At 46.9% G+C, this 24,219-nt stretch carries 20 protein-coding genes; 14 read left to right on the top strand and 6 right to left on the bottom strand.

Annotation, left to right across the window (positions count from 1 at the left end):
* Nucleotides 1–39 precede the first annotated feature (39 nt).
* Nucleotides 40–573: a hypothetical protein gene (locus PHF32_01250; protein MDD4559358.1), complete on the top strand. Its 534-nt coding sequence runs from the start codon at nucleotides 40–42 to the stop codon at nucleotides 571–573.
* Between the two features lie 75 nt (nucleotides 574–648).
* On the opposite strand, the gene PHF32_01245 is transcribed toward PHF32_01250, so the two are convergent.
* From PHF32_01245 to PHF32_01225, 5 genes are read right to left on the bottom strand one after another with little or no spacing between them, the layout of a single operon-like run.
* Nucleotides 649–1,878 (bottom strand): M23 family metallopeptidase, encoded by a 1,230-nt coding sequence (locus tag PHF32_01245; protein MDD4559357.1) that lies wholly within the window; start codon nucleotides 1,876–1,878, stop codon nucleotides 649–651.
* The gene (locus PHF32_01240; GenBank protein ID MDD4559356.1) at nucleotides 1,875–2,798 is read right to left on the bottom strand and encodes a cation diffusion facilitator family transporter; all 924 of its coding nucleotides are present in this window, start codon (nucleotides 2,796–2,798) and stop codon (nucleotides 1,875–1,877) included. Before PHF32_01240 ends, PHF32_01245 begins: the two co-directional genes overlap by 4 nt.
* Nucleotides 2,799–3,794, bottom strand: a complete 996-nt coding sequence (locus PHF32_01235; protein ID MDD4559355.1) for a GTPase domain-containing protein — start codon at nucleotides 3,792–3,794, stop codon at nucleotides 2,799–2,801.
* A gap of 13 nt (nucleotides 3,795–3,807) precedes the next feature.
* Nucleotides 3,808–5,052: a lysine 2,3-aminomutase gene (gene ablA, locus PHF32_01230; protein MDD4559354.1), complete on the bottom strand. Its 1,245-nt coding sequence runs from the start codon at nucleotides 5,050–5,052 to the stop codon at nucleotides 3,808–3,810.
* A gap of 14 nt (nucleotides 5,053–5,066) precedes the next feature.
* On the bottom strand, nucleotides 5,067–6,125 hold the full coding sequence (locus tag PHF32_01225; protein ID MDD4559353.1) for an L-erythro-3,5-diaminohexanoate dehydrogenase: 1,059 nt from the start codon (nucleotides 6,123–6,125) through the stop codon (nucleotides 5,067–5,069).
* Between the two features lie 307 nt (nucleotides 6,126–6,432).
* On the opposite strand from PHF32_01225, the gene PHF32_01220 reads away from it, so the two are divergent.
* On the top strand, nucleotides 6,433–6,942 hold the full coding sequence (locus PHF32_01220) for a hypothetical protein (protein MDD4559352.1): 510 nt from the start codon (nucleotides 6,433–6,435) through the stop codon (nucleotides 6,940–6,942).
* Nucleotides 6,943–6,945: 3 nt separating this feature from the next.
* On the opposite strand, the gene PHF32_01215 is transcribed toward PHF32_01220, so the two are convergent.
* A complete protein-coding gene (locus PHF32_01215) occupies nucleotides 6,946–10,116 on the bottom strand; it encodes a DEAD/DEAH box helicase (GenBank protein MDD4559351.1) in 3,171 nt (1,056 codons plus the stop codon).
* Between the two features lie 914 nt (nucleotides 10,117–11,030).
* On the opposite strand from PHF32_01215, the gene PHF32_01210 reads away from it, so the two are divergent.
* The 12 genes from PHF32_01210 to PHF32_01155 all read left to right on the top strand — a co-directional run bounded on the left by PHF32_01210 (nucleotide 11,031) and on the right by PHF32_01155 (nucleotide 24,210).
* On the top strand, nucleotides 11,031–12,704 hold the full coding sequence (locus tag PHF32_01210; GenBank protein MDD4559350.1) for a hypothetical protein: 1,674 nt from the start codon (nucleotides 11,031–11,033) through the stop codon (nucleotides 12,702–12,704).
* Between the two features lie 179 nt (nucleotides 12,705–12,883).
* A complete protein-coding gene (gene htpX / locus PHF32_01205) occupies nucleotides 12,884–13,756 on the top strand; it encodes a protease HtpX (protein MDD4559349.1) in 873 nt (290 codons plus the stop codon).
* Nucleotides 13,753–15,075: a 23S rRNA (uracil(1939)-C(5))-methyltransferase RlmD gene (gene rlmD / locus PHF32_01200; protein MDD4559348.1), complete on the top strand. Its 1,323-nt coding sequence runs from the start codon at nucleotides 13,753–13,755 to the stop codon at nucleotides 15,073–15,075. Before htpX ends, rlmD begins: the two co-directional genes overlap by 4 nt.
* On the top strand, nucleotides 15,072–15,497 hold the full coding sequence (locus PHF32_01195; GenBank protein MDD4559347.1) for a hypothetical protein: 426 nt from the start codon (nucleotides 15,072–15,074) through the stop codon (nucleotides 15,495–15,497). Before rlmD ends, PHF32_01195 begins: the two co-directional genes overlap by 4 nt.
* Nucleotides 15,498–15,623: 126 nt before the next feature.
* Complete coding sequence (locus tag PHF32_01190; protein MDD4559346.1) at nucleotides 15,624–16,772, top strand: efflux RND transporter periplasmic adaptor subunit; 1,149 nt, start codon at nucleotides 15,624–15,626, stop codon at nucleotides 16,770–16,772.
* A 21-nt stretch (nucleotides 16,773–16,793) separates the two neighbouring features.
* Nucleotides 16,794–17,810, top strand: a complete 1,017-nt coding sequence (locus PHF32_01185; GenBank protein MDD4559345.1) for an ATP-binding cassette domain-containing protein — start codon at nucleotides 16,794–16,796, stop codon at nucleotides 17,808–17,810.
* Entirely contained in the window at nucleotides 17,807–18,529 is a 723-nt protein-coding gene (locus PHF32_01180) for an ABC transporter permease subunit (GenBank protein ID MDD4559344.1), read from the top strand. Before PHF32_01185 ends, PHF32_01180 begins: the two co-directional genes overlap by 4 nt.
* Entirely contained in the window at nucleotides 18,530–20,098 is a 1,569-nt protein-coding gene (locus tag PHF32_01175; GenBank protein MDD4559343.1) for a GldG family protein, read from the top strand.
* Entirely contained in the window at nucleotides 20,085–20,999 is a 915-nt protein-coding gene (locus tag PHF32_01170) for a DUF4340 domain-containing protein (GenBank protein MDD4559342.1), read from the top strand. The genes PHF32_01175 and PHF32_01170 overlap by 14 nt, the downstream gene beginning before the upstream one ends.
* 5 nt (nucleotides 21,000–21,004) lie before the next feature.
* Nucleotides 21,005–21,424, top strand: a complete 420-nt coding sequence (locus PHF32_01165; protein MDD4559341.1) for a GNAT family N-acetyltransferase — start codon at nucleotides 21,005–21,007, stop codon at nucleotides 21,422–21,424.
* The gene (gene trmFO, locus PHF32_01160; GenBank protein MDD4559340.1) at nucleotides 21,421–22,743 is read left to right on the top strand and encodes a methylenetetrahydrofolate--tRNA-(uracil(54)-C(5))-methyltransferase (FADH(2)-oxidizing) TrmFO; all 1,323 of its coding nucleotides are present in this window, start codon (nucleotides 21,421–21,423) and stop codon (nucleotides 22,741–22,743) included. Before PHF32_01165 ends, trmFO begins: the two co-directional genes overlap by 4 nt.
* A 375-nt stretch (nucleotides 22,744–23,118) precedes the next feature.
* On the top strand, nucleotides 23,119–24,210 hold the full coding sequence (locus PHF32_01155; protein MDD4559339.1) for a peptidylprolyl isomerase: 1,092 nt from the start codon (nucleotides 23,119–23,121) through the stop codon (nucleotides 24,208–24,210).
* The last annotated feature ends 9 nt before the right edge of the window (nucleotides 24,211–24,219 follow it).

Raw genomic sequence — 24,219 nt, 5'->3', positions numbered from 1 at the left:
GTGGCAGAAATTAGATATTTTGTATTTAAGGTGGATGCTTTGAAGAAAATACTATTCATAATAATCGGACTGCTGATTATGGCAGGCTTGAATGCTCAAACCGGGCTATTTGGTGTAGCTTATGATATGACTCTGGAAGAGGCGGATGCAGCCTTGGGACGCTTGGGGTTTTTCCCAGAGGAAAGCGAAGAAGACGCAGTGAAATATTATAGCGATTTCAACTTGTATGTATCGGCCATACTGGTGTTTGTGGAGCCAAACACCCAACGAGTGGCGGGTTGGTTCGTGAAATACAACTCTGAAAACGGAGAAGACAACGATCATTTGGCCATCAGCCGCATTGCGCAAATGCATGGTAAAACCAATCACTTCGATGAAGATACCCAGCAATTAATCTGGTTTCTTACAGATAGCCGCACTTTACACGTGATGTATGCTGCGGATGGCAGTCTCACCGCTCTATATTACAACTCACTTTTCCCGGAACTGTTTGCCATGCGGGAGAAACCCGGAGATGAGATCAAAGAAGACATCATCCCCGAAAGCCTGCAGAAGAAGAAAAGTAATAACTAAGTTTCATTTACAAATTAAAGGCCCGGTGAATATCGGGCCTAAATTCTTATCCAAAGACAGATGCTACACCATTCTTTATGCGGGCAGACTGGGATGCAGATACTGCCGTATCATCTCTCTGATACTTTCTTTCTGAATTTCAAACTCGGCCATCTGAGCTTTATTCAAACGCTCTGCTCCCACCATCCGCAGTTGACTGGGATTGATATACCGTCCACCGTTTATCAAGCCGAAATGCAGGTGCGCACCGGTTGATTTGCCGGTGGAGCCCACTCTGCCGATAATCTGGCCGCGTCTTACTGTCTGTCCACTTCGTACGCTGTAGGAGGAAAGGTGAGCATATAGCGTGATCATGCCACTGGAGTGCTTTATGCGCACTTCATTGCCATAACCACCGTTATAACGGGCAGAGGTAACCGTGCCATTTGCCACAGCATATACTGGGGTACCGCTGCGGGCACGATAATCTACACCCTGGTGGTTTGCCCATCTGCCGGTAAAGGGATCCAGGCGCTTTCCATATGTAGAACCTATATGAATGCTGCCAAGCGGATAGCCTACCCCACTGGCATTGTTGCTTTTACCATCCTTGTTGTACAGACCGTTGAGAACGGATTTCTCATCCTCCTGTTCATAACGGAAGAGTTCATGCGCTCCGCTACGTTTCCCGTCGTATTTCACATAGAGGATTTTTGCCCGGGGCAGAGGTTTGCCTTCAAACAACCGCTCTTCCACAAACACCTGGAAAGTATCTCCCTTGCGGGCATCGCGCTGAAAATCGATATCACCTTCCAAGCCGTTATTGATGTTCTGTTTATCTATCGGGGACAGGCCCATTGACAGCAATGACGCATCCAGTGTAGTATCCAACACACCTTCGATCATGCGTAAGCGCTTTTGCACGGGTAAAGATTCCATGGTGTAAAGCAAGGAGTCTCCGCTCGCTTCAAAGTGATGCCGAATAGTGGGTTCTTGCACAAACATCATTTTGGTAATCCTGTTGCCCTCTTCATTGAGGATCACGCGGAGAGTGTCTCCGGGCTGGATAGTAGTAACATCTATGAAATCACCAAATCGGTAGGACACCATACCGATCTCAGTACCGGGGAGATCCAGATTTCCCAATACAGAAAATATCGAGCCGCCTTCAGGAATGGTCTGTGTGATCCAAGGATCCACAACTGCTGCCGGATCAACTAAATCGCCATTACTGCCGGATACGGGTAACCTGAGCAGGGACGAGAGACTGAATATAACCAATAACAACAGGATAAGGGTCAAGAGAATATGCTTTCCAAGACTCATATGCTGGATACTCCTTGGGGATTGGGATTGTTCACCTCATAGGGATGATAATGGATGTGTACTTGGCGCAGACCGTTGTTAAAGTGTTTCAAAAGTGCTTTTTCCACTTCATTGGAGATTCTGTGCCCTTCATCGATGGAGATATCACCGGAAACGCTGATGGTCATGCTAATGGTATAATACGGTCCAAAACGGTGTAAGCCCATGTCGTCAATACCTTTTACTCCCTCAACCAATAGGGTCACATCACGCAACTCCCTACCAAATCCATCATCCGGAATGTGATCCATCAACTCTGTGGATGAATCCATAATTATCTCCACTCCGGTCTTGATGATGTAGATTGCTACAACCGCTCCAGCTGCAGGATCCATCCAGTAGTAACCCATTCTGCCCAACACTACGCCGACAATAACCGCAACGGAAGCCATGATATCGTTCAAATGATCATTGGCCAATGCCTTCAGAGTAGGATTGTTGGTCTTTTTGGCAGTTCCCCGGGTGTAGAAATAGAGGCCCAGCTTGACTATAAAAGTAGCGATCGCTATCGTCAAAGCCCATATTGAGGCTGATCTACCAGCTTCCACACCACTGATGAGGTCATAGACCTTATTGATGCTCTCCCAAAAAATGGTGATCCCTGTAGTGAGAATGAAGGCTCCCACCACTATGGCTGAGATGGATTCCAACTGACGGTGTCCAAAGGGGTGCTCTTTATCTGCCGGTTTCCGGGCCTGTTTCATAAAGATCTTCACCGCAATGTAATAGACAAAGTCAGAAGTGGAATTGATGCCGTCTGCCAAAACTGCGGGACTGTGCCCCAATATACCGATTCCAGTCTTGAGAATAGCCAGTACTATGTTGCTGCACATTCCCAAATTCACTGTAAGTGATGTTAATAAGTCTCGATCATGTGTCATCTATATCTCCATGATGTCATAAAACTGCTCCCGGGGGAAGGCCGTGCGGATATCCTCCCGAAAGAGATCCGCTGAGATGGGATCACTGCCGATAGCTGTGGAATTCAGTGCAAATGCTGCCAACTTGAAAGATATCAGACACTTGGTCTGTGTGTGCTTCATCAATCCCCTCAGATTGGCAATATTGAGTTTCAGGCATTCAGGATGGCGCAAAATCATCTCAAAACCAGGCTTGGACAAGGTTCTGCCTAGCTTCTCATAAAGGGAATCTGTAAACGATGTGGGCACATATAAAGCCCGGGGCTCCTGCTCCAAAAGCTCCAGCACCTTCTTCTCGTTGCCTATCAGACTTTTGATGCCTGTACTCTGCCATTGCGCTTTACGCAGAATCATGAGGGCATCGCTCTCCTTCAATCTGTTATAACAGGATACACTAAGCTCCGCGGTGGGGATATCCCGCAAGATACATAGACGGCGTATCTCAGTCACAATCTGCTCTGTAGATCCAAAGCTGGCTCCGATAGCCAGAATCAAGGCATCTATGCTGTCGTCCAGAGCGATGGATTTGCGATCCAGGGAACCATCTATAAAGACCTTGTGTGCCCCAAGCTGGTGCATCGTATCGATCATAACACGTTGATGACTGAGAGCCGATGGGCCTGTGATCTGAGTAGCCAGGCTCTCTTCAGCCCTGGCCAAATATAGCTTGCGCCCGGCGTATTGAGAGGAATGAAGCAAGCTAACTGAGCTTCCGTGTTGAGTAACAGTGTTTGCATCACAACAAAAGATATCCCCTTTGAAGAGATGGACTTGCGGTTTGGGAGTCTTGAATACTCTGTCCTCACTTTCACCATCTATTCCGGTACTCATTACAGCTCTGTCTGGCAGGGGAAATTCTTTTAGAAGGGAGTTCAATAGCGAGGTTTTACCGGCATTTTTGCTGATTCCCACCAAGGCTATGTTCTTTATAACCCCGGTGGAAATCAGTTTCTTCATATCAGCCTTTGAATTAGTGTTTACGGCGTTGATTCCGCTTCGTCTCGGCAGGACCTATCGACACATGCTTACCTTTCAGCAAGCTCATCACACCTTCGCTGCTTTCGCGTTCACGCGGGCATAGATCCCGGTATTTATCGGTATCCAGTACTTCAAAACCGGGTTCTGTGTAACTGGTAATAAAGCCTTCATAGTTTCTCAGGATCACCCTGCCAGGCATCTGGGATATGATGTAATTTGGCATTACAGGTATCTTTCCGCCACCACCGGGAGCGTCCACCACAAAGGTAGGCACGCACAATCCGCTGGTGTGACCACGCAGTGATTCCATGATCTCGATCCCTCGGGAAATCGGAGTACGGAAATGGCTGATGCCTTCAGAAAGGTCACATTGATATATGTAATAAGGTCTTACGCGGTTGCGTACAAGCTTGTGAACCAAGGCTTTCATCACATCAACATGGTCGTTGATGCCTTTCAGCAATACGGATTGATTGCCCAAAGGCAAGCCAGCTTCAGCCAGGCGGGCAAGCCCTTTCGCTGCAATGTCACTAATCTCTTGAGGATGGTTGAAATGGGTGTTCAGCCACACAAAGGGATACTTCTTTAGCACTGCAAGAAGTGAATCCGTGATCCGTTGAGGCAGGACAACCGGAGTTCTGGTGCCCAATCTCACGATATCCAGATGCTCTATCTTACTTAGTTTCTCCAAAATGGAGTCCAGACGCTCATCGCCCAGGGTGAGGGGATCGCCTCCGGAAAGGATTACATCGCGGATTTCCCTGTGTTCACGGATGTATTCGATGGCTTTATCCACATTCTCTGCGGGCATGGGAGCATCGTGCTCTCCAGCCTTTCTGCGACGGGTACAGTGGCGGCAATACATCGCACACTGATCAGTGAGCAACAGCAGTACGCGATCCGGATAACGGTGTGTCATCCCCGGAACGGGGGCATCCGCATCCTCGTGCAGGGGATCCGCCATGTCTGAGCTGCTCATCTCGCTTTCGTAAACCCGGGGAATAGCCTGCATGCGCACGGGATCATTGGGATTGCTGTGATCTATCAGAGACAGGTAATAGGGGGTAATCGCCATGCGAAAGGAAAACTCCTGCTTGGCAAACAGCGCTTCTTCCTCCGGAAGCAAGGTGATGTATTTGCGCAGCTCAGAAACATCAGTGATGCGATTCTGTAGCTGCCAATGCCAATCGTTCCACTGCTCGGCAGTTGCGATTGAACGGATGTCTATTATGCTCATTGTATGCTCCTGGATCAATCTGTATAGCGTTCTTTGAACAGCTTCAAAAGTACCGGGTTTCTGCGTAGCAAATCCAACGCGACCATAGCGTGATTGCGAGCGTAGCCATTACCCAGTATCATATCCACATCCGCACCAATACCCTCGGCTCCCAATGCGGCTTTGGTGAAAGAAGTAGCCATGGAGAAGAAATACACCAGGCCTCTATCCCTGGCGGCCATAATGGTGGGAAGCTCTGTATCTTCTATGTTTACAACGTTTATCACCACATCTGCCATCTTGCCGTCGGTGAAGCGGGATACTTCTTTCTGAATGGTGATTGCGTCTGTGGCATTGGCGATGATTACTTCATGGCAACCGGTTTCCTTGCATGTGGGGATGTAGTTCTGATTGCGTACCACTCCGATTACCTTCCCGGAGACTCCGACGCGTTCTCTCGCCACGGCATTGCAGAGTATTCCGCTCTTGCCGTTTGCGCCGATGATCACCACATTGTCGCCTGCCTTCACGAGGCGCTCTACCTGAGCAGGTGCTCCGGCAACGTCCAATACGGAGAGGGCGAGGTTTTCGTCCATATCATCCGGAAGCTTTGCATAGATACCGCTACTGAAAAGGACGGCTTGACCTTCGATCTCCACCTGGTCTTTATCCAGGAGTACTTTTTTTACTTTATTGATCTTGAGCGGAGTAAGTGAGAGAGACACCAGACTGGCGATCTTGTCCCCTACTTTGATATTATCTTTCATCTCGAATTTGGGACCAATTTCCGCCACTCTGCCGATCAGCATGCCACCGCTGCCTGTATCTTCGTTCTTATGCTTTCCTGTGCGGTTTGTAAGGTCAATTGCATGATCCGCAAAAGCTTTTTCCAGATCGGTGTGTCCTTGAGCCTGGAGCTTGTTCTTGATCTGGTGAAACGAAGCACTGTCCACATTCAGTCTGATAACGTCAATTTTCAATTCGTTGTCCCAAATCTCATTCATGTCGTTATTGAGAACGCGGGCAGGCTGAGGCAACACACCCTTGGGTTCGATTACACGATGGGTTCCATAGCGGCATCCGCCAGTTTTCATAATTCCTCCACAGGATTTAATCTATTTTTTCTTATATACTTACCTTAGTCTTTCCATGATTTTGGAATTGCGGATTGTGTCAATAATAAATCCGCCAAGCACTTCTCCCTACCACAAATAAGGGATGCTGTGATAACTTGATAGTCGTGTGTTTGTTCAAGCCGTGATATATTCGCGGCTTGTTTTTTACACCTAAACTTCATGTGCTAGATCAGCGCAATTATTGAATAATGGCAGTCATTAATCTGGCATATAGGTGAAACATGCTTATTATATCCTACAAAGAGACCCTTCAATGGAGAGAATTATGACAGAACAAAAGAGCAGATCACGCGTTAAATACTACATAGTGGCGGCATTGATCGTCGTTATTGTAGCACTCATTTTGGTGGTTCCGCGCTGGAAAGCGTATCAGACGCAAAAGCGAGCGGGAGAAGTTCGAGAAGCCGTGGAGGCATTGCATTCTTATGTGGACAGTTTTTGGCAGTCACATGGCAGCGCCGGAGGATTTGACCTGGACAGTGCCCTGGTGGAGATCGGTTTAAAGAATAAAGTTATTGAAAACTGGGATTTTGCCATTGCCTGGAAATCTTCGGATATCTACACTACCCAGATGGTGGAAAAGCTGAAGAATGTGAATGAAAACGAATTGGTGTTTGTAGCTCCCTACAAGATTATCATGGCAGTAGCTACCACCAAAAACCCCGTCGGTGAAGGCAGAAAGCTATGGTTTGATGGCGATAACAATAGCTATCACGGCTTTGGCGCAGATGATAAGATCGAACCCGACTGGAACAGAATCTTTCCCAATCCGTGATATTTAGTAAGAAAACAGGCCTTTAAGCTCTTCAAGACTCATCGATTTCAATACTCCCGTACCACCTTCGATTACTTCATTGAAGAGCTCTATTTTGTTCTTTTGTAAGGACAGTATTTTCTCTTCCACGCTGGCTTTGGTAATCAGCCTGAATACCTGTACTTTCCTGGTTTGTCCGATGCGGTGAGTGCGGTCGATAGCTTGATTTTCCACCATGGGATTCCACCAGGGGTCATACAAGATCACAGTGTCTGCAGCAGTCAGATTCAAGCCGGTACCTCCCGTCTTCAGGCTGATAAGAAACAGACGGATGTCTTCATCATGTTCAAAAGCTGCCACTTGCTCCGCCCGATCCCGGGTTTTGCCATCCAGATAGCTATACTTCACTCCCAAATCGTCAAACACCTTTCTGATGATCTGCAGCATCTGCACAAACTGGGAAAAGACAAGGATCTTGTGTCCTGCGGAGATAGCGTCTTGCACCAATTCCACCAGCATCTCCAGTTTCGCTGAAAGCTCAGGAACGGGAAGGACATCGCTATTGGCCAGATGCGGATGATTACATACCTGACGCAGTTTCGTAAGTGCCGCCAATATGTGTACATAGCTCATTTCTTCGGTAGTACCGGGCATCAGTTTCTTCTGAACGGTATCCAGAATCTGCAGATACAATTTCTCTTGAATTGCGCTCATTTTGCACCAGGAGATTTGTTCCTGTTTATCCGGCAGCTCCAGCAACACTTCCTTTTTCACACGGCGCAGCAGGAAGGGCGAGCATAGCCTGTGCAGAGATTGCCTGGCTTCCCGATCATCCTCCGGTTTCATGTATTTATCTTTGAAGCTTTTCAGGCTACCCATATAACCGGGCATCAAAAAGTCCATGATGCTCCACAATTCGGTGAGGTTATTCTCTATGGGAGTGCCGGAAAGTGCCATACGGTGGTTTGAATTCAGCTTCTTGATGGCCTTGGTTCGCAGTGCGGATACGTTTTTGATGTTCTGAGCTTCATCCAGAATCAGCCAATCGAAATGCATGTTTTTCAATTGAGATGCGTCGCTGGAAACCATGGAGTAACTCATTATGTACAGCCGGATATTGGGATTTTGCAAAAGCTCGATGCGGTTTGTGGTGTTGCCCTCTACAATTGCGTAAGGTATGTTTGTATGAAATTTCTCGATCTCTCCAGCCCAGTTGTAGAGCAGAGTTTTGGGACAAATCACCATGTTGACGCTGTCTTCAGGTGCCATAGCAATCATAGCAAGAGCCTGAATGGTCTTGCCCAATCCCATCTCGTCTGCCAGTATACCGTTTAGACGATAGTGTTTCAACATGGACAGCCAAGCTACTCCCGACTTCTGATATCCACGCAGAATGGTCTGTAAAAAGGAAGGTAATTCCGGACTACGCTTTAGTTTGCGTTCGTGAAGGTCTTCAAACAGGTTTTCCAGATAGTCATCACCAATTATTTTGAAAGCAGGATTTTCTTCCCTCAGCCTCTGATAATAGGGCAGATTCAGGATGCGGGCACGATACACCGAATCTGTATCTTTCTGACTGCGCACCAGCAGGTGATCCACTTCGGAAAATATCTGGGGATTGCTGATGAAGAATATCCTGCCGTCCACTGTGTGCAGAAATTCATCTTTGGACTTGAAGTAGCGGGCAAGTTCTTCATGACTGAAACGCAAATCCTTATGACGATAGCTGATCTCGTAGCTAAACCAATCGATATCCTCTGTTCTTTGCACGCGGATATCTGCCTCAAGATGGATCTTGGTAATGAACCTGTTGCTCAGGCTTTCGTCTATGATCAGTTCCCAATCCTGTTCATCAATGCGGAACACTGCTTTTTGCAGAGCGGGAAAATCCTCATTTTTAAAGACCAGTTGAGACTTCTGTTCCAGTTGGTTAATCTCCGGAACTGGCAGCATATCCAGCAAGGCTTGCGCTTTGTCCTGCAGATCAGGTGAGAGATAGAACCAGATTTTGTCGTTCGCATCGCCCCCTCGATACACGCTATTCACCAGGGATTTACGGTACTTCAACGCACTCAGCGGCAATTCGTAACTATCCTCATACACCAAAAAGCCATCGATCAGGATGTCTTCACCCAAAGCCTTTACATAGAGCCTGCCTTTGGGCTTGCTGTACATGATTCTCGGCAGTTCTATGGATTCGCTGAAATCCAGATAGATATCCTGACGGGATAGTTCGTTGTGCACTATACTGCGGTAGTACACCAGATCCTTAGCCGTGATCTGCATTTCCCGCTTGAAGATGGCATCGATTATGGGTTCTTTGAAAGGAAGCCATACTTTATGAATCCTGTTACGGAAGAAAAGCCAGGTGGGATAACCCGAAAACCAAGCTGATACTTCATCAACCAGCACTGGAAAGAGATTGTAGTTCGTTTTCCCGGCTTTGTCTATCCGTAGAGCCAGCGGATAGGGCTGAGCTGCAAAGGTAAGCTCCTCATTGGTCTCTTTCACAAAGAGCCTTCCGGACATCTGCTCCAGATGCATCAGCAGTTCTGCAAATTGAGCTTTAGGTATCGACCAATTTTGATTCTTAACACTGTAATGGATGCCGGATTTTGCCATGTATTCAAAGAAAGCCAGCTGAAAGTAGTCGAAGACCCGATAGTTTTCTACCAGCTCCTCGCTGAAGTATTCATAATCTTTCAGCATCTTCAGTAATGACGGCACATCCACATCCTCCAGACCCTGATGATAAATGCGAATCTTTGCGGAGCTGGGATTGTATATGTTTTCAAATAGAAGCTTGAAGCGGTGAGCACTGTCTATCCAGCGGAGATTTCCTCTCAGACAGTCCGAATCGCAGGTTTGCACCAGTTCTTCTTTCAGGATGTCATCGGAGATGAAGTTGTAGGAATAGCGCAGTAAAGACAGGTAGTGACGGCAGCTTTCGTCGTGACCGCATTCTGCACATTGATAAGATAGGATGCGTTTCTCGCGAGGATCGTAGTGCACTTCCACCCAGGCGCTGAAATACTCGCGTTTGTCCCGGCTGGGGTAAAAGCGCAATATCACATTATCGGATTCATCCAAAGTGTGCCAATGCCACAAATCTCCATCTTCAAGCAGAATAACAGCATGATTGAAATACCAGCTATTGGACTTGTCGTGGTAATCTTTGCTGAAAAGCCGAGCCATTTTGCATCCTTTTATGTTAATCTGGTATTAAGGACTTCCATGCGGCTTTTTTGTCAATAGATTTGTTCCTTTTTTTTGCATTTAGGTGAGTATTCAATGTGTTATCATTAGCTGTTTTATCCCAAATAATACACTGGTATAATATGACTTGATTCGCTGTGCATTTACTACAGTTTCGCAGTTTTACGAGGGGCTCCGCTATCGCAACGCACCCTCGCAATATTCTGTCACTCTCCGGGCTCAGATATCGCCCATGAAGGGCACTGTGTGTGTGGGGGTAACAAAACGGCAAGATGCCGTTTCCACACTACGGAGGCAATAATTGTACTTTCACATGTTACAAACATAAAATCAGTGTAAATCCATTTGATATGCTTCATCTGAGTGCTATTCCTCCTCCCTGCTTCAAGCAGTGCCGAAGCAGATATAAAGCCGTTATCAAGCAGTGACCACTCGATGATAACCCGATTATATCTGCTTCGGCACTGCTTTACGCGAAGAGGGTGGATAGTGACTCCAGCATATTCCGGTTTACCGGGGGACATGTTGCCCTTTATGCTCGTCGATAAGCAAAAGGGATTGGGAAGCGTGGGATCATCCCATGCTCCATTGTTTTGTATAGCATAATCGATAAATATGAAACATACCGCCTCGATGCGCAAAAGATTGACACACCATCTAGCCTCAATAATATTTGATTACTTCAATATTACAACTCACCATTCCAGTCAGGGTTTATCCTTTATTGGCAATCCACAATTCCAGCTTGTTCTATCTCTGTCATGGATCGCGTATATCATGTGTGCTTTTTCTTCCCCGATACCCGGAGCAAAGGGAACACTACTGGCAGGCAAACAATACTTGACAGATATTCGACTATTCGGTTTTATCGCAAAAACGCTATTGAGGTTACTATGAATCAGCAGAATACACCCAGGGGAGCAAAGCTGGATATAAATATAAAAGCTTTTCGCCTGAAACCATGGCTGGCAACTAGTTGCAGTCTGGTACTCGTACTTTATGTGCTTTATTTTCATCTTCCGGTTCTGAATCTCAAGTTCTTGGGCTGGATTCCCACGCTTGCCTTTGTATTGTTGCCGCTATGGGGGATGGCCAAACTGCGAAAAGCACTTATGGTGCTCTATGCTTTGATGCTGGTTCTGCTTGTTGTCTTACCGCTGGTTTTCAGTCCCTTGTTTGTTAGTTCCCACTATCGGAATCTGATCGGTGATGTGCAGGAGAGCAATTTTTCCGAGATGGTCTCGCCCATCGACATGAGCCGTGTACCGATTATCGATGAGTATTTTGCGGCTTCTCTCGCAGAAAAAAAGCTGGGGGAAGACTTTGCCTTGGGTAGCCGGGTAGTATTGGGTATTCCCACCATTCAAATGGTTGATGGAAAGCTATTTTGGGTGGTTCCTCTATTGCACAGCGGATTCTTCAAGTGGCTTGCAAACACAGACAATGGTACTCCGGGATACATCATGGTATCTGCCACGAATTCCCAGGATATCCGCTTTATCCGCGAAGTGAACGGAAAAGCTCTGAACATAAAGTATCAAAGCAACGCCTATTTCAACCAGGATTTGAAACGACACATGTATCTTTCCGGCATCACCGGTGTGGCAATGGCGGGAGATACTTTCGAGATTGATGACAGCGGAGAGCCGTATTGGACCATCACACTATACTCCAAAAAGATTGGAGTACGCGGCAATGAGGCCTTGGGATTGGTGACCGTGCACGCTTGCACCGGAGACCTCAATTACTATCCGCTGATAAAGACAGAGAATGGCTATAGTGATGAATTGATCCCGGATTGGGTTGACCGGGTACAGCCCTCATATTTTGTGATGCCGCAGCTAAATTGGTGGGGAAAATATGTGCGCGGATTTTGGAACACTCTGTTTGGCAAAAGAGATATGCTAACTACCACTGCCGGTTACAACATCACATACTCCGCCGATAATCGCAGCTATTTCTATACGGGCATGTCCAGCGTGGGAGCGGATGAAGGGACAGTGGGCTTTGCGCTTATCAATACCCGCAACAAAGATACATCACTCTATCTGATCTCGGGAGCCACCGAGCAGGCGGCAATGCGTTCTGCCGAGGGTAAAGTACAGCAATTCAAGTATTATGCTACCTTCCCCATTTTGGTGAACATGGAAAACGTACCCACTTACTTCATGACTCTGAAGGATGCTGCCGGTTTGGTTAAGATGTATTGCTTTGTGTCGGTAAGCGATTTCTCGCTGGTTGGTGTGGGAGAAACCGTGAAGAGTGCCAGAGAGAGTTATCAGATGAATCTTGCCACCTACGGAAGCTCCGATTCTGCCTTGATAAAAGAGAAAATGAACGTGTCCGAAGGCTATATCGTCAGAATCGCCTCCGACGTGAAAGATGGCAGAAGCTATTACCACTTCTCTCTGGATAGCCTTCCCGGGACCATCTTCATTGCCACAAGCAATTTAAGCTCCTATCTGCCCCTCTCCGGCAACGGTGATAGAGTGAGCGTTCAATTTATAGATACGGGATCCAATCATATCAACATCAATAAATTTACAAATCTGAGCCTTGAGAAATAGAGTAACCGGATTCCCTGCTCTTCCAGTGTTGAGTTTCGGTGGCGTCCAGTTTCGGCCAGACACTCCACATGATGCAAGGAAAGTGCATTGCATCAGGTATATCTCTGCTTTTTACTTTTTTTACTTGCCATCAAGCTGCTGGTTTTAGATTATGCCTTCAAGAATGATTAGGAGGAAAAATGAAAGGACTTAAACGCTTGGGATTCTACCTATTGTTGAATCTCTTGGTAGTGTCCATGTTGAGCATCATACTGGCCTTTGTGCCAATGCCCCAAAATCAGGTAATCAGCCTGCTGATATTTTGTGCCATTTTTGGTTTTGTGGGATCCTTTATCTCCCTTGCCCTTAGCAAGTTCATGGCCAAGAAAGCCTATAGGATACAATTGATCGATGCCTCCGTGCAGAACAGCCAGGCAAAGTATGTGTATGACACAGTGCAAGCTCTGGCACAGGCAGCTGGAGTAAAGAATCCCGAAGTGGGTATATATCCTTCAAACGATGTCAATGCCTTTGCCACGGGAGCATCCCGCAATAGCTCTCTGATCGCTTTTTCCAGCGGCTTGGTAAACACACTCTCGGAGGATGAGATTGCTGCTGTGGCAGCACACGAAATGACTCATGTCTCTGAAGGTGACATGGTTTCCATGACCCTCGTGATGGGCCTGATCAACACTTTCGTGATGTTTGGCGCACGCCTTGTAGCCACCATCCTGGACAGCGCCCTAAGAGGCGATCGCAGACGCGGAGGATTGGGCTACTTCGGTTATTACCTCATGGTAATCTTACTGCAAAACGTACTGATGTTTTTGGCGATGATCCCCGCATCATACTACTCCCGTTACAGAGAATACCGTGCAGACAAAGGAGCCGCAGGACTGACAAATCCGGGAGCAATGATCGCAGCGTTGGAAAAGATCGACCGTTACTACAGTCAGGATAAACGGCAGGATAGCTTTGCCATGGCCAAGATCAACAGCAGGAAAGCCGCATCACTATTTGCTACTCACCCCAGCATAAGCGATAGAATCACACGTTTGAGTAACCTATTGTGATTATCGAAAAACTAAACATAGAGAAGATAGCCATGGGTGGCATGGGACTGGGATTTCATGGTGGTAAAGCGATCTTTGTGGCCAATACTGCCATTGGCGATAATGTGGATGTGCAGATCTTTCTGGACAAGAAAGATCATGCCTTTGCTAAAGTGACACAGTATCATGAACGAGGTGCTGGAGTTATCCCTTCCGGCTGTAGTGCTTTTGATGCATCGGAACCCTGCGGGGGCTGCGATTGGCTGATGTTGGATTATCCCACTCAGTTGCAATACAAGGATATGCTGTTGCGAGACCTCTTCAAAGATCACCTGGAAGTGTACAGCGGGATGGAGGCTTCGGAGCTTCAACGTAATTACCGAAACAAAGTATTTATGCCCGTAGGCGCAGAATCCTATGGCATTTATGCGCGATACAGCCACAGCATAGTAAAGCATGAAAGCTGTTTGAACCATCCCCCCGTTTTCGACGATATTGCCAAGACACTGTATCAGCTGTGCGAAAAGGCAAAGGTAGAACCCTATAACGAGCAGGATCACAGCGGTTGTTTGCGCCACATCGGCTTACGCTGCAACAAAGACCAAAGTGAAATTTTGCTTATTCTGGTATGCCGTTCGGCACGCTTACCATTCTCGAAAACCATCGTGAGAGGCATCACCGACGCCTTCCCCATGGTTACCGGCATTGTGCAAAACATCAATCGCGACCGCGGCAATGTGATCCTGGGCCAAGAAGAAAAGCTTTTGTATGGCAAAAGCTATCTCTGCGACACTCTTGCGGATATCCGCTTTGAGATCAATTACCGCAGCTTTTGGCAGATCAACAGCGGCAGCATGGAAAAGATACTGTGTGCCATGAGAGCCTGGATGAAGCCGCATTACAAAGTAATTGATGCATATTGCGGCATGGGTGCCATTGGCTTGGGTTTGGCAAGTGAGATTGCGCAAGTATTGGGTATCGAAGAAAGCCCGGAAGCTATCCGTGATGCCAAAAGGAACGCCGAGAACAACGGTTTTGACAAAGTTCAGTACATCTGCGGTAAATTCGAACAGAAGTTTGATGAATCTATCCGAAGCTTCGAAGCCGATTGCATCATTCTGGATCCTCCCCGCAGCGGTGTTCCGGAAAGCACGCTATGGTCGATCAAAAGAGCCGGTATCCCCCGCATCATATATCTCAGTTGCTCGCCGATGAGTCTGGCGAGAGACCTCCGGATATTGTTGCAAGACGGAAAGTATAAGTTGTTGAATCTTGGCGGCTTCGATATGTTTCCAAACACCTGGCACATCGAGAGCCTTGCCGTTCTTGAAAGAATATGAACAAATCCCTCTGGCTACTGCTTGTCCTGCTCAGCTTTCTTTTGCAGAGTTGCGATCTTGACAACGAAGAAAGCTTTGGCCAGAAAGAGATTCGCGACATTTTATATGACATTTCGATGGATTTTAACCTTGGCAATTCCTTTGGCATCATGGATCACGTACACCAAGAGTATCGCCATGATGGGCAGATATCCTGGCATCTGAATGAAGAGATCAACCGGCGCCGAGACCGCTTTCAGCTCTTGGAAATAGAAGTACTATACATTGAAATCAAAGGAGATTACGCGGTTGCCTATACACGGGATCACTATCAATCCAGTATCGAACAGGTTACCTACAATGAACCGGAAGACAGCGGATACTTTTCCTACTTTTTCTACACCAACGGCACGTGGTTGATCTATGGCAATCAAAGATGGTAGATTCCCTTCCGACAATGTACCCTACAAAACAAATATCACTGGTTTCAGAGGCTTTTAGATTGACACTTTTAGCACCTTGAAATGTCGTGTTACTATTATAGCTAAGTTCAAACGAAGAGAGGAATTATGCGCAGAAAGCGGATCTTGGTAATCCTGGTCATAATACTGATAATCGCAGCCATCATCGGCTTCACTACTTGCCGGAAGAAATCTATCAAGTCCGGGCCGGAAGCCGCAACCGATGCCAACACATACACTGTCAAGTTCGGTAACATAGAATCCCGTACGGAAATCACCGGTGAAATCCAGCCCAAGACCATTGTATCTCAAAAATCCAGAGTCTCAGGCAAAGTGGTCAAATTCTACGTGGATGAAAACGATACTGTGAAAATGGGAGACATTATTGCAGATATCGAACCGGATTACAATCAGGCAAATACTCTTTTCAACACCAAAGCCGCTTTGCAGCGTGCCGAACTGAGTCTGGAACAAGCCCGCAAGGATTTTGCCGACAAAACCCGCTTGAAAGAGATGGAATATATCTCTCAGGAAGAGTACGATAATGCGGCAGATGCCCTGCAGGAAGCGGAAATACAGTATGCTCAGGCCAGCCGTCAGTACGACATGATTCGGGATTTGGACGTTCCCGGAACCGTTATCCATATGTATGCCACTACTTCTGGCACTGTGATAGAGCGCAAGGTTAATGAAGGCGAGATGGTTAGCTCCAGCTTGAATGCCTATAGTGAAGGCACTGTCATCATGCAAATTGCAGATCTGAATCACATGATTGTAAGTTCAAATATCAACGAAGTTGACATCGTGAAGTTCAAGGTAGGACAAAATGGACGGATCAAGCTCGATGCCCTGCCCTATGAAGAATTTGAGGGCAAGATCATCAAGATCTCACCCAAAGCCGTAACGATCAACAGCGCCAAGGTTTTCCCCGTGGAGATAAGTATCAATGCCCGCGGTGATAAAGTGATGCCGGGAATGACTGCTGAGATCAGCATTGAAGGCGAATCACGCGAGAATGTACTTATCATCCCAATTGGAGCAGTTTTTGCAGATGATAAGAATCAGGACATCGTGTATCTGAAAGAAACACCCGGAGAAAGCAACCCGGACAAGGCAAAGAGTACTCAGCCAAAAAACGCAGTTGTCACTTTAGGAGCCAATGACTTTCAGATGGTAGAGGTAATTTCAGGCTTGAAGGAGAACGACGTAATTCTGCTGTCAGAGCCTGTAAGTGCCTCCATGATTCCCAGTTTCTAAGCACCGGAGACACAGTATTACATGATCGAGATAAAGAAGCTAAGCCGATCTTTCGGCACCTTACGCGCCGTGGATGACATCAACTTCAGCGTCCACAACGGCAGCATCACAGGCTTTCTGGGCCCCAATGGCGCGGGAAAGACCACTACTCTCCGCATGATGGTAAGCTACCTGAAACCGGATAGCGGAAGTATATCCATAGACGGAAAATCCATCTATGACGATCCCATCGAGACCAGCGCCAAGATCGGTTATCTGCCGGAGCAGAACCCTCTTTATGAAGACATGCTGGTAATGGAATTGCTACAATACATTGCGGATCTGCGCAAGATGTCACCCTCCAGGTTTCAGGAACGCAGTGAATACGTGATCTCGAATTGCGGAATCAACCGGGTCCTCTACCAGAAGATCGGCACCCTTTCCAAGGGCTTCCGGCAAAGAGTGGGACTGGCCCTTGCCATATTACACGATCCTGAAATCCTTATCCTGGACGAGCCCACCAGTGGATTGGATCCAAACCAAATCATCGAAATACGAGATTTGATCCGTAAACTGGGCGTGGAAAAGACTGTAATTCTATCATCACACATCATGCAAGAAGTACAAGCACTGTGCGACAGAGTCTTGATCATAAACAACGGCAAGATCATAGTTGACGATGATATCGACAACGTGAGCCGCTACTTCGACGACTATCTGGAACTGCATCTGGAGATTCAAGGAGAGAACATCGACCTGCAGGACTTTTTGGACTTTCATCCGGAACTGGAAGTGATCTCTTTGGAAAGCCACGACCAAATCTGCAAGCTTATTTTGAAGTGCCCGTCAGACAGCTCCGTCAAGCACGATCTTTCCCGCTATGTGAGCGATAATGGCTGGTTGATCGAAAACCTATATACCAAGCAAATCAGTTTGGAAGAGATATTCTTCAACCTCACCAAAACGGGGGCTTTACCTCACAAGTCCGATTCTGAGCTAGTACAGGATCCCAGCCTTACCGAACCTAAAACGGAGACTCCTGAAGGAGAAGACCAATGAGCGCGATTTGGACCATAGCCCGCAAAGAGTATCAATTAGCAATGCGTTCGATAACGTCCTACATAGTGTCTGTGCTGTTTCTGGTGATCAGCGGTAGTTTCTTTGCCACTACTGTCTTCAAAGTGGGTTTGGCAGAAATGAGGGGGTTGTACAGCTTTCAGCATATCCTCTTTGTGTTTTTTATCCCCGCCATCACCATGGGCAGTATCGCCAGAGAGCGCAGCAGCGGGACAATAGAGCTTTTGAGCACCTTACCTATTCGACTCAGCCATGTGATTTGGGGCAAGATCCTCTCTGCATTTATGCAAGTCTTCACCATGCTCATCTTCAACATAATCCCCTTTGCGATTATTGGGGTATTGGGGCAAAACATCGACTACAATGCCATCATCCTGGGCTTTTTCGGCTTACTCCTGGCAGGAACGGCTTTCATCAGTATCGGTGTTTTTGCCAGCAGCTTGCCCTCAAACCAGGTTTTGGCCTTTGTAATCGCTTTTTTGATAAGCGGATTCTTCTATGTGATCCGCTATCTTTTGGCGCTTGTACCTCTCTCTCTGGTTAGATACCTGCAGTATTTCTCTTTTGAGTATCACCTCTCCGGATTTATGAGGGGTGTGTTGGATCTGCGTGATCTACTCTTCTTTATCGCCGTAATCGTCATTTTTGCCACCTTAGCAGAGTTCAACCTCCAATCCAGAAACATGATGCAGGAGCGGTAGATGCGAACTAAATATAGCATTATCAGTTCCCACGGCATCCGCATCGGCATCGTCATAGCTCTACTTTTAATCAGTTCTCTCGTCACATTCCGTCTGGATCTATCCCGAGAAAGGGCTTTCAGCCTCAGTAAGATCAGCAAAGACCTGGTACGCAACTTGGACGATGTATTGCTGGTAAAGATCCTCTCATCCAATGAGTTACCTGCAGATTTGATCTCTCTGGAGCGCTACACAAAGGACTTGCTGGCAGAATATCAAAGCGCAGGCGGCAATAAATTCCGCTTTGAACACATTCAAACTGCCAGCCACGAGGAATTGCTGGGTATGGCTTATGGCAGTGGACTGGGACCAATGAAATTCCGCATATACGAGAACGATCAGGTAACCGCCAAAGAGGTAATCTTCGGCCTGATATTCGAGTATCAGGGTCGTGTGGAATCCTTGAACCTCAGTCCCAGGATCGAACCCAGACTGGAATATGAGATGACCATGCGCATTCAGAGCTTGGTATCCAAAGACCTGCCCATCGTAGCAGTTTTCCGGGATACCACATACTACCACTTCGATACTAGTATATTCGAACGAGGACTGCGCAGTAATTTCACTGTCGTTGACGCCGATTTATCCAGACCAGTTCAAAATGTTGACGCTCTGCTCTTTACCGGCAGCAGCCGCAATCTGCCCGACCTTTGGCTATACAATCTGGATCAATACCTTATGAAGGGTGGAAGCGTAATTTTCCTGCAAGACAACGTGGATACCGATGGCAGTTACTTGAATAACATACAAAACAACGTAATCAAGATGTTGGAACACTATGGTTTCCAGCTTACCGACGACGTAGTGTTGGACATGAATTGCGACAAGCGGCAGATGGGGATAGGCAGAATGGCCAGTTACCCTATGTACCCCGTCATGAACGGCAGCGATCATCCCATCTCAAAGGACATGGAGGACATTGTCCTGTATCTCGCAAGCGGCATCACTGCTCTGGAAAAAGCAGATTTAAAATATGAAGTCATCCTGCGCAGCTCAGAGAATTCCGGTTGGATGATATCCCCTGAATTTCAGTTGAGCCAAGAACTCTTTTACAATCCGGAATTGGAAGACTTTTCTGCTGGCCCCATTGTTACTGCTGCACTTGCTACCGGGAAGATGGACAGCTGGTTCAGGGATTCCGATCTGGCAAGGCATGACCCTGATTTCACTAGCGAGTCTAAACAAGGGAAACTGATCCTTTTTGCGGACAAGGAGTTGGTGATAAACCCGGACAACCCGATTTTTCGGGATCGAGCAAATGTGATCTACAACTCTTTGGATTACTTCTGCGGAAGAGAATCCATGATCAGGATTCGCAACCGTCACCTGAATAAATCTGTGATAAACATATACAGTTTTATAAAGGATCGCGGCATTGTATGGGGAGACCAGAACAAGACAGTTTATACTATCAAGCTGATTTGCAAAGTTATCTCCATCGCACTCGCTCCCCTGATCCTGATTCTGGCTGGATTGTGGATGGCTCTCAGGCGTAAGCTTAGATTGAGGCATTTAAATGAAAAAGTCTAGATATATCCTCCTGATATTACTCGTGATACTTATCACCGCATATTTTATACTAAGGAGCAAAAAGCCCGTCCAACGTCAGGATGACTTGGTGAACTTGGCTGCAGAAGAGATCAACAGGATAGAGATATGGAATTCCGAAGAAAGGGTGGAATTGATCCTCGATGACGGCATCTGGAAGGTGGCCAAGCCCTTTCTGTGGCCTGCAGACACTTTAATGGTGAACAATTTCTTCCGTGAGGTGGTTCAAGGCACTTTCTCGACCACATCTTTAAGCTCTGCAAAAACAGCTCTGGAACGTTATGAACTGGATGATGACACAGGCACTCATGTGCGCCTGTACGCTGGGGAAAAAAGGGAACACCTGATCTTTGGCAACAACGGCAATTCCTGGGATTACTTCCGGGTCGCGGGAGATACTTTGGTGTATCAGACTCCAAGCAACATCGTGAGACGCTTTGCGCCCAATGTCACGAACTGGCGCGATCCTCAAGCTGTCCATTATTGGGAGCATGAGATCCGTGAGATCCGCAGTAAACATAGGAAGAACGAATTTACACTCCGCCGTGATGAGAGAAAATGGACTTACAAGGACGCTGAAAACGAGTTTGAGGTAGTTCCCTACAATTTTGCCCTCAACAAGATATTAAGTATCTTACAAAACTTCCAATCTTATGTGTTTGAAAGCGATGATGAGCCAGAACTGATACAGCTATTCGAAATCCCCTATTGTACAGTCTGGATTACCGATGTGCAGGGCAAAACCAAGAAGCTAAGCATCGCTGAAAGCCCCAAGAAGCAATATTTCATGATGATCGATGATGAGCCGAAGATACTCTATGAGTTAGTATACGACAGCGTCTATCGCTTCACCAGGGATCCCGATATCTTTATGAGGCATTAAGTTATATGATAATCAAGCACTACAAGAGCTTATCCGAAGATATCTATAGCAAGATAATCCGTCTTTGGCAGGATACGGGTATCACCAATCCCGCCCGTGCCGATAGCTACGAGGCCATAGAGCATTCTCTGCAAAACACTGGAACCATCATCTGTGCAGAAGAAGCTAGTGAAATTGTGGGCGCTATGTGGATAAACCACGATTTTCGCAGACTCTACATTCATCACATGGCAGTAAGCCCCTCCAGGCAGAACCAAGGCATTGGGAAGAAGCTATTGCGTGAAGCTCTCGATATTGCAAAAGCAACGGGATATCAAGCCAAACTTGAAGTTCACCGGGACAATCCAGCAGCACGGCATCTGTATTCGGAAATGGGCTTCAAGGATCTGGACGGCTACATCACAATGATCAAACGGGAACTGTGAGTCAATCCATTAGCATCATCGGAGCTGGTTTGGCAGGCTCGGAAGCCGCATTACAACTGGCGGCCAGTGGCTTTGATGTACGCCTGATTGAAATGCGTCCCAAGCAGAGAACGGAAGCCCATACCGGAGATTTGTTTGCCGAATTGGTATGCAGCAACAGCCTGAAATCCGTGCGATTGGACACCGGAGCCGGTCTCCTGAAAGAGGAATTACACCTGATGGGATCCATCCTGCTTGAGATTGCAAAGCAATCCAAGGTCCCCGCCGGACACGCCCTTGCTGTAGATCGCGAACTCTTTGCTCAAAACGTTACAAGGCGCATTGAAAGCGAACCCAATATCCATATTATCCGTGAGGAAGCAACCGAGCTTCCCTCCGGCAAGGTAATTGTGGCAACAGGACCGCTTACATCAAACGCTATGATGCGCCATCTGCAAAGCCTTCTTGGAGAAGATCAGCTCTTCTTCTTCGATGCCATTGCCCCAATCATTGATGCTGATTCCATCGATATGGACACAGTATATGCCAAAGCTCGCTATGACAAAGGGGAAGCCGACTATCTGAATTGCGCTTTTAACAAAGAACAATACCTGGATTTTGTAAACGCTCTTTTGGCTGCTGAAAAACACGAAGCTCATGAATTTGAAAACGAATTCTTCAATGGCGAAAAATTCAGCTTCTATGAGAACTGCATGCCAATCGAAGAGCTTGCCCGAAGAGGGAAGGACACACTGCGTCATGGTGTGATGCGTCCCATGGGTCTGGAAGATCCCGCCACAGGAGATAAAGCCTACGCTGTATTGCAGCTAAGAGCAGAGAACAAGGACTTCACAGCCTACAATCTGGTGGGATGTCAAACCATGCTGCGCTACCCGGAACAGAAGCGCATTTTCAGGTTGATCCCGGGTTTGCAACATGCGTCCTTCCTGCGCTATGGCTCCATTCACCGCAATTCCTATCTGAATTCGCCTAAGATACTGAATCCCGATCTCAGCTTGAAAGCGCGACCAGATGTATGGATTGCAGGGCAACTAAGCGGAGTGGAAGGCTATGTGGAGTGCATTGCCTCAGGTTTATGGACTACCAGAATCATTGCTGATCAGCTCGCCATGCTGCCGGAAGAGAGCATCATGGGTCAGCTCTGGAGACGACTAATCACCATTCCAGAAAAGGGTAATTTCTCGCCTGTAAATGCGAACTTTGGAATCCTTCCCGCCCTTACAAACGGTATTCGGGATAAAAAGCTGAAGCGGGAAATGATGAGTCAACGATCTCTCGATACTCTTCGGAAGATGCTCAATAGTAATGTAAGAAGTTGAAGCAATATCGATCCGTAGGATGATCTATTTCTCGTATGACGAATTTGTCCGAACAAGTGTCTCCCAGTCTATCCTACCTTCTTCGTCACAAAAGGTGTTGATAAAGTCTTTCGTTAGCTTATTCAATGTGTTTGCATGCTTCGTTTGGTAGGAGATAGACCTTGACTTGGCATCTTGGGCTAGTGGTTCGATAATGTCCAAGTATAGATTACTATCTCCTGAGATAAACTCCCAAAACTTTTGGCCACAGTACTTGTAGTAAATCCCTCTCTGAATCACTAGAATAGCAGCCCCCAAAAAAAGGATTGACTGAATTTGTTCTTTGTTGTTTTCTGTAAAAAGATGCCAATAAACCAGACAACATGGAGACATATTATGAACAAGACTATTAGATTGGTTTGCGTTTTAGCCATTTTACTGATGCCGATATTGGCACAAGCACGTATTTTTGCCCGCTGGCACACTTCGATGGGGAGTTTCACAGCGGAATTGTACGATGAGCTGGTTCCCATCACCGCTTTGAACTTTCGCGATCTGGCCAATGATGGTTTCTACAATAATCTCATCTTCCATCGGGTGATAGAAGGCTTCATGATCCAGGACGGTTGCCCCAATGGAACCGGAACCGGTGGTCCTGGTTACAACATTCAGGATGAGTTTCACCCGGATCTTTTGCACGATAGCGCCGGAGTGTTGGCGATGGCTCGTACCACTGAACCAAATAGTGCAGGTAGCCAATATTACATAACTTTGGCACCTCAGCCGCATCTGGACGGCGGATACGCTGTGTTTGGGAGAATAATCGAAGGTCTGGAAAACGTTATGGCTATTGGATCGGTACCCACTAATTCTTCGAATCGTCCCATTACTCCGGTAAACATTTTTATACTACGTATGTTGGATCTGCATCTACTGGATTTCTTTCCGGTTTTGGATGAACCGGTATTACTGGATACAAACACAACTCAAATGTTCATCACTCAAGCTTATACACACGAAGCAACTGTCAGCTACACTTGGTTTTTGAACGACGAACTCCTACCGGACGATACCTTTATGATCGAACGCACATTTGAGAGCGGGAATCATACCTTACGCTGCAACATAGCCTCTTCGGACAGCATAGCCTTTGATGCAGTATGGAATATTCAGGTTTCCAGTGCCAATGAAGACCTTCAGGCACCGGTTGCAGAACAGATCAGCCTGAGCGCGAACCCAAATCCTTTTGGCAGCAATATAAGAATATTATGTAACAGCAAGATCGAACAAAACCTGAGTCTGGATGTTTTTAACCTGCGCGGACAGAAAGTGCGCTCGTTGCAAAAAAGTGCTTCAAAGCAAGGCACATGGGAGCTTGACTGGAACGGCTGTGACGATAATGGACAGCAACTTCCCGCGGGAGTATATCTGCTAAAGATGAAAGCGGATTCCGGCAATCTGTTCCGCAAGATCAGCAAACTAAAGTAATAATATCCG

The organism is Candidatus Cloacimonadota bacterium, assembly GCA_028706475.1.
Taxonomy (GTDB): Bacteria; Cloacimonadota; Cloacimonadia; order Cloacimonadales; family Cloacimonadaceae; genus UBA5456.
The sequence above is the reverse complement of the archived record's forward strand: the minus strand, read 5'-3'. Positions and strand labels throughout refer to the sequence as shown.

Bases quoted from the DNA above. Each gene is read 5' to 3' on its own strand.
- PHF32_01155 (MDD4559339.1), top strand. From the start codon at position 23,119: ATGAACAAGACTATTAGATTGGTTTGCGTTTTAGCCATTTTACTGATG.
- PHF32_01245 (MDD4559357.1), bottom strand. From the start codon at position 1,878: ATGAGTCTTGGAAAGCATATTCTCTTGACCCTTATCCTGTTGTTATTG.
- PHF32_01195 (MDD4559347.1), top strand. From the start codon at position 15,072: ATGAACAAATCCCTCTGGCTACTGCTTGTCCTGCTCAGCTTTCTTTTG.
- PHF32_01170 (MDD4559342.1), top strand. From the start codon at position 20,085: ATGAAAAAGTCTAGATATATCCTCCTGATATTACTCGTGATACTTATC.
- PHF32_01190 (MDD4559346.1), top strand. From the start codon at position 15,624: ATGCGCAGAAAGCGGATCTTGGTAATCCTGGTCATAATACTGATAATC.
- htpX (MDD4559349.1), top strand. From the start codon at position 12,884: ATGAAAGGACTTAAACGCTTGGGATTCTACCTATTGTTGAATCTCTTG.
- PHF32_01210 (MDD4559350.1), top strand. From the start codon at position 11,031: ATGAATCAGCAGAATACACCCAGGGGAGCAAAGCTGGATATAAATATA.
- PHF32_01240 (MDD4559356.1), bottom strand. From the start codon at position 2,798: ATGACACATGATCGAGACTTATTAACATCACTTACAGTGAATTTGGGA.
- PHF32_01180 (MDD4559344.1), top strand. From the start codon at position 17,807: ATGAGCGCGATTTGGACCATAGCCCGCAAAGAGTATCAATTAGCAATG.
- PHF32_01235 (MDD4559355.1), bottom strand. From the start codon at position 3,794: ATGAAGAAACTGATTTCCACCGGGGTTATAAAGAACATAGCCTTGGTG.
- ablA (MDD4559354.1), bottom strand. From the start codon at position 5,052: ATGAGCATAATAGACATCCGTTCAATCGCAACTGCCGAGCAGTGGAAC.
- PHF32_01215 (MDD4559351.1), bottom strand. From the start codon at position 10,116: ATGGCTCGGCTTTTCAGCAAAGATTACCACGACAAGTCCAATAGCTGG.
- PHF32_01185 (MDD4559345.1), top strand. From the start codon at position 16,794: ATGATCGAGATAAAGAAGCTAAGCCGATCTTTCGGCACCTTACGCGCC.
- PHF32_01175 (MDD4559343.1), top strand. From the start codon at position 18,530: ATGCGAACTAAATATAGCATTATCAGTTCCCACGGCATCCGCATCGGC.
- PHF32_01225 (MDD4559353.1), bottom strand. From the start codon at position 6,125: ATGAAAACTGGCGGATGCCGCTATGGAACCCATCGTGTAATCGAACCC.
- PHF32_01165 (MDD4559341.1), top strand. From the start codon at position 21,005: ATGATAATCAAGCACTACAAGAGCTTATCCGAAGATATCTATAGCAAG.
- PHF32_01220 (MDD4559352.1), top strand. From the start codon at position 6,433: ATGACAGAACAAAAGAGCAGATCACGCGTTAAATACTACATAGTGGCG.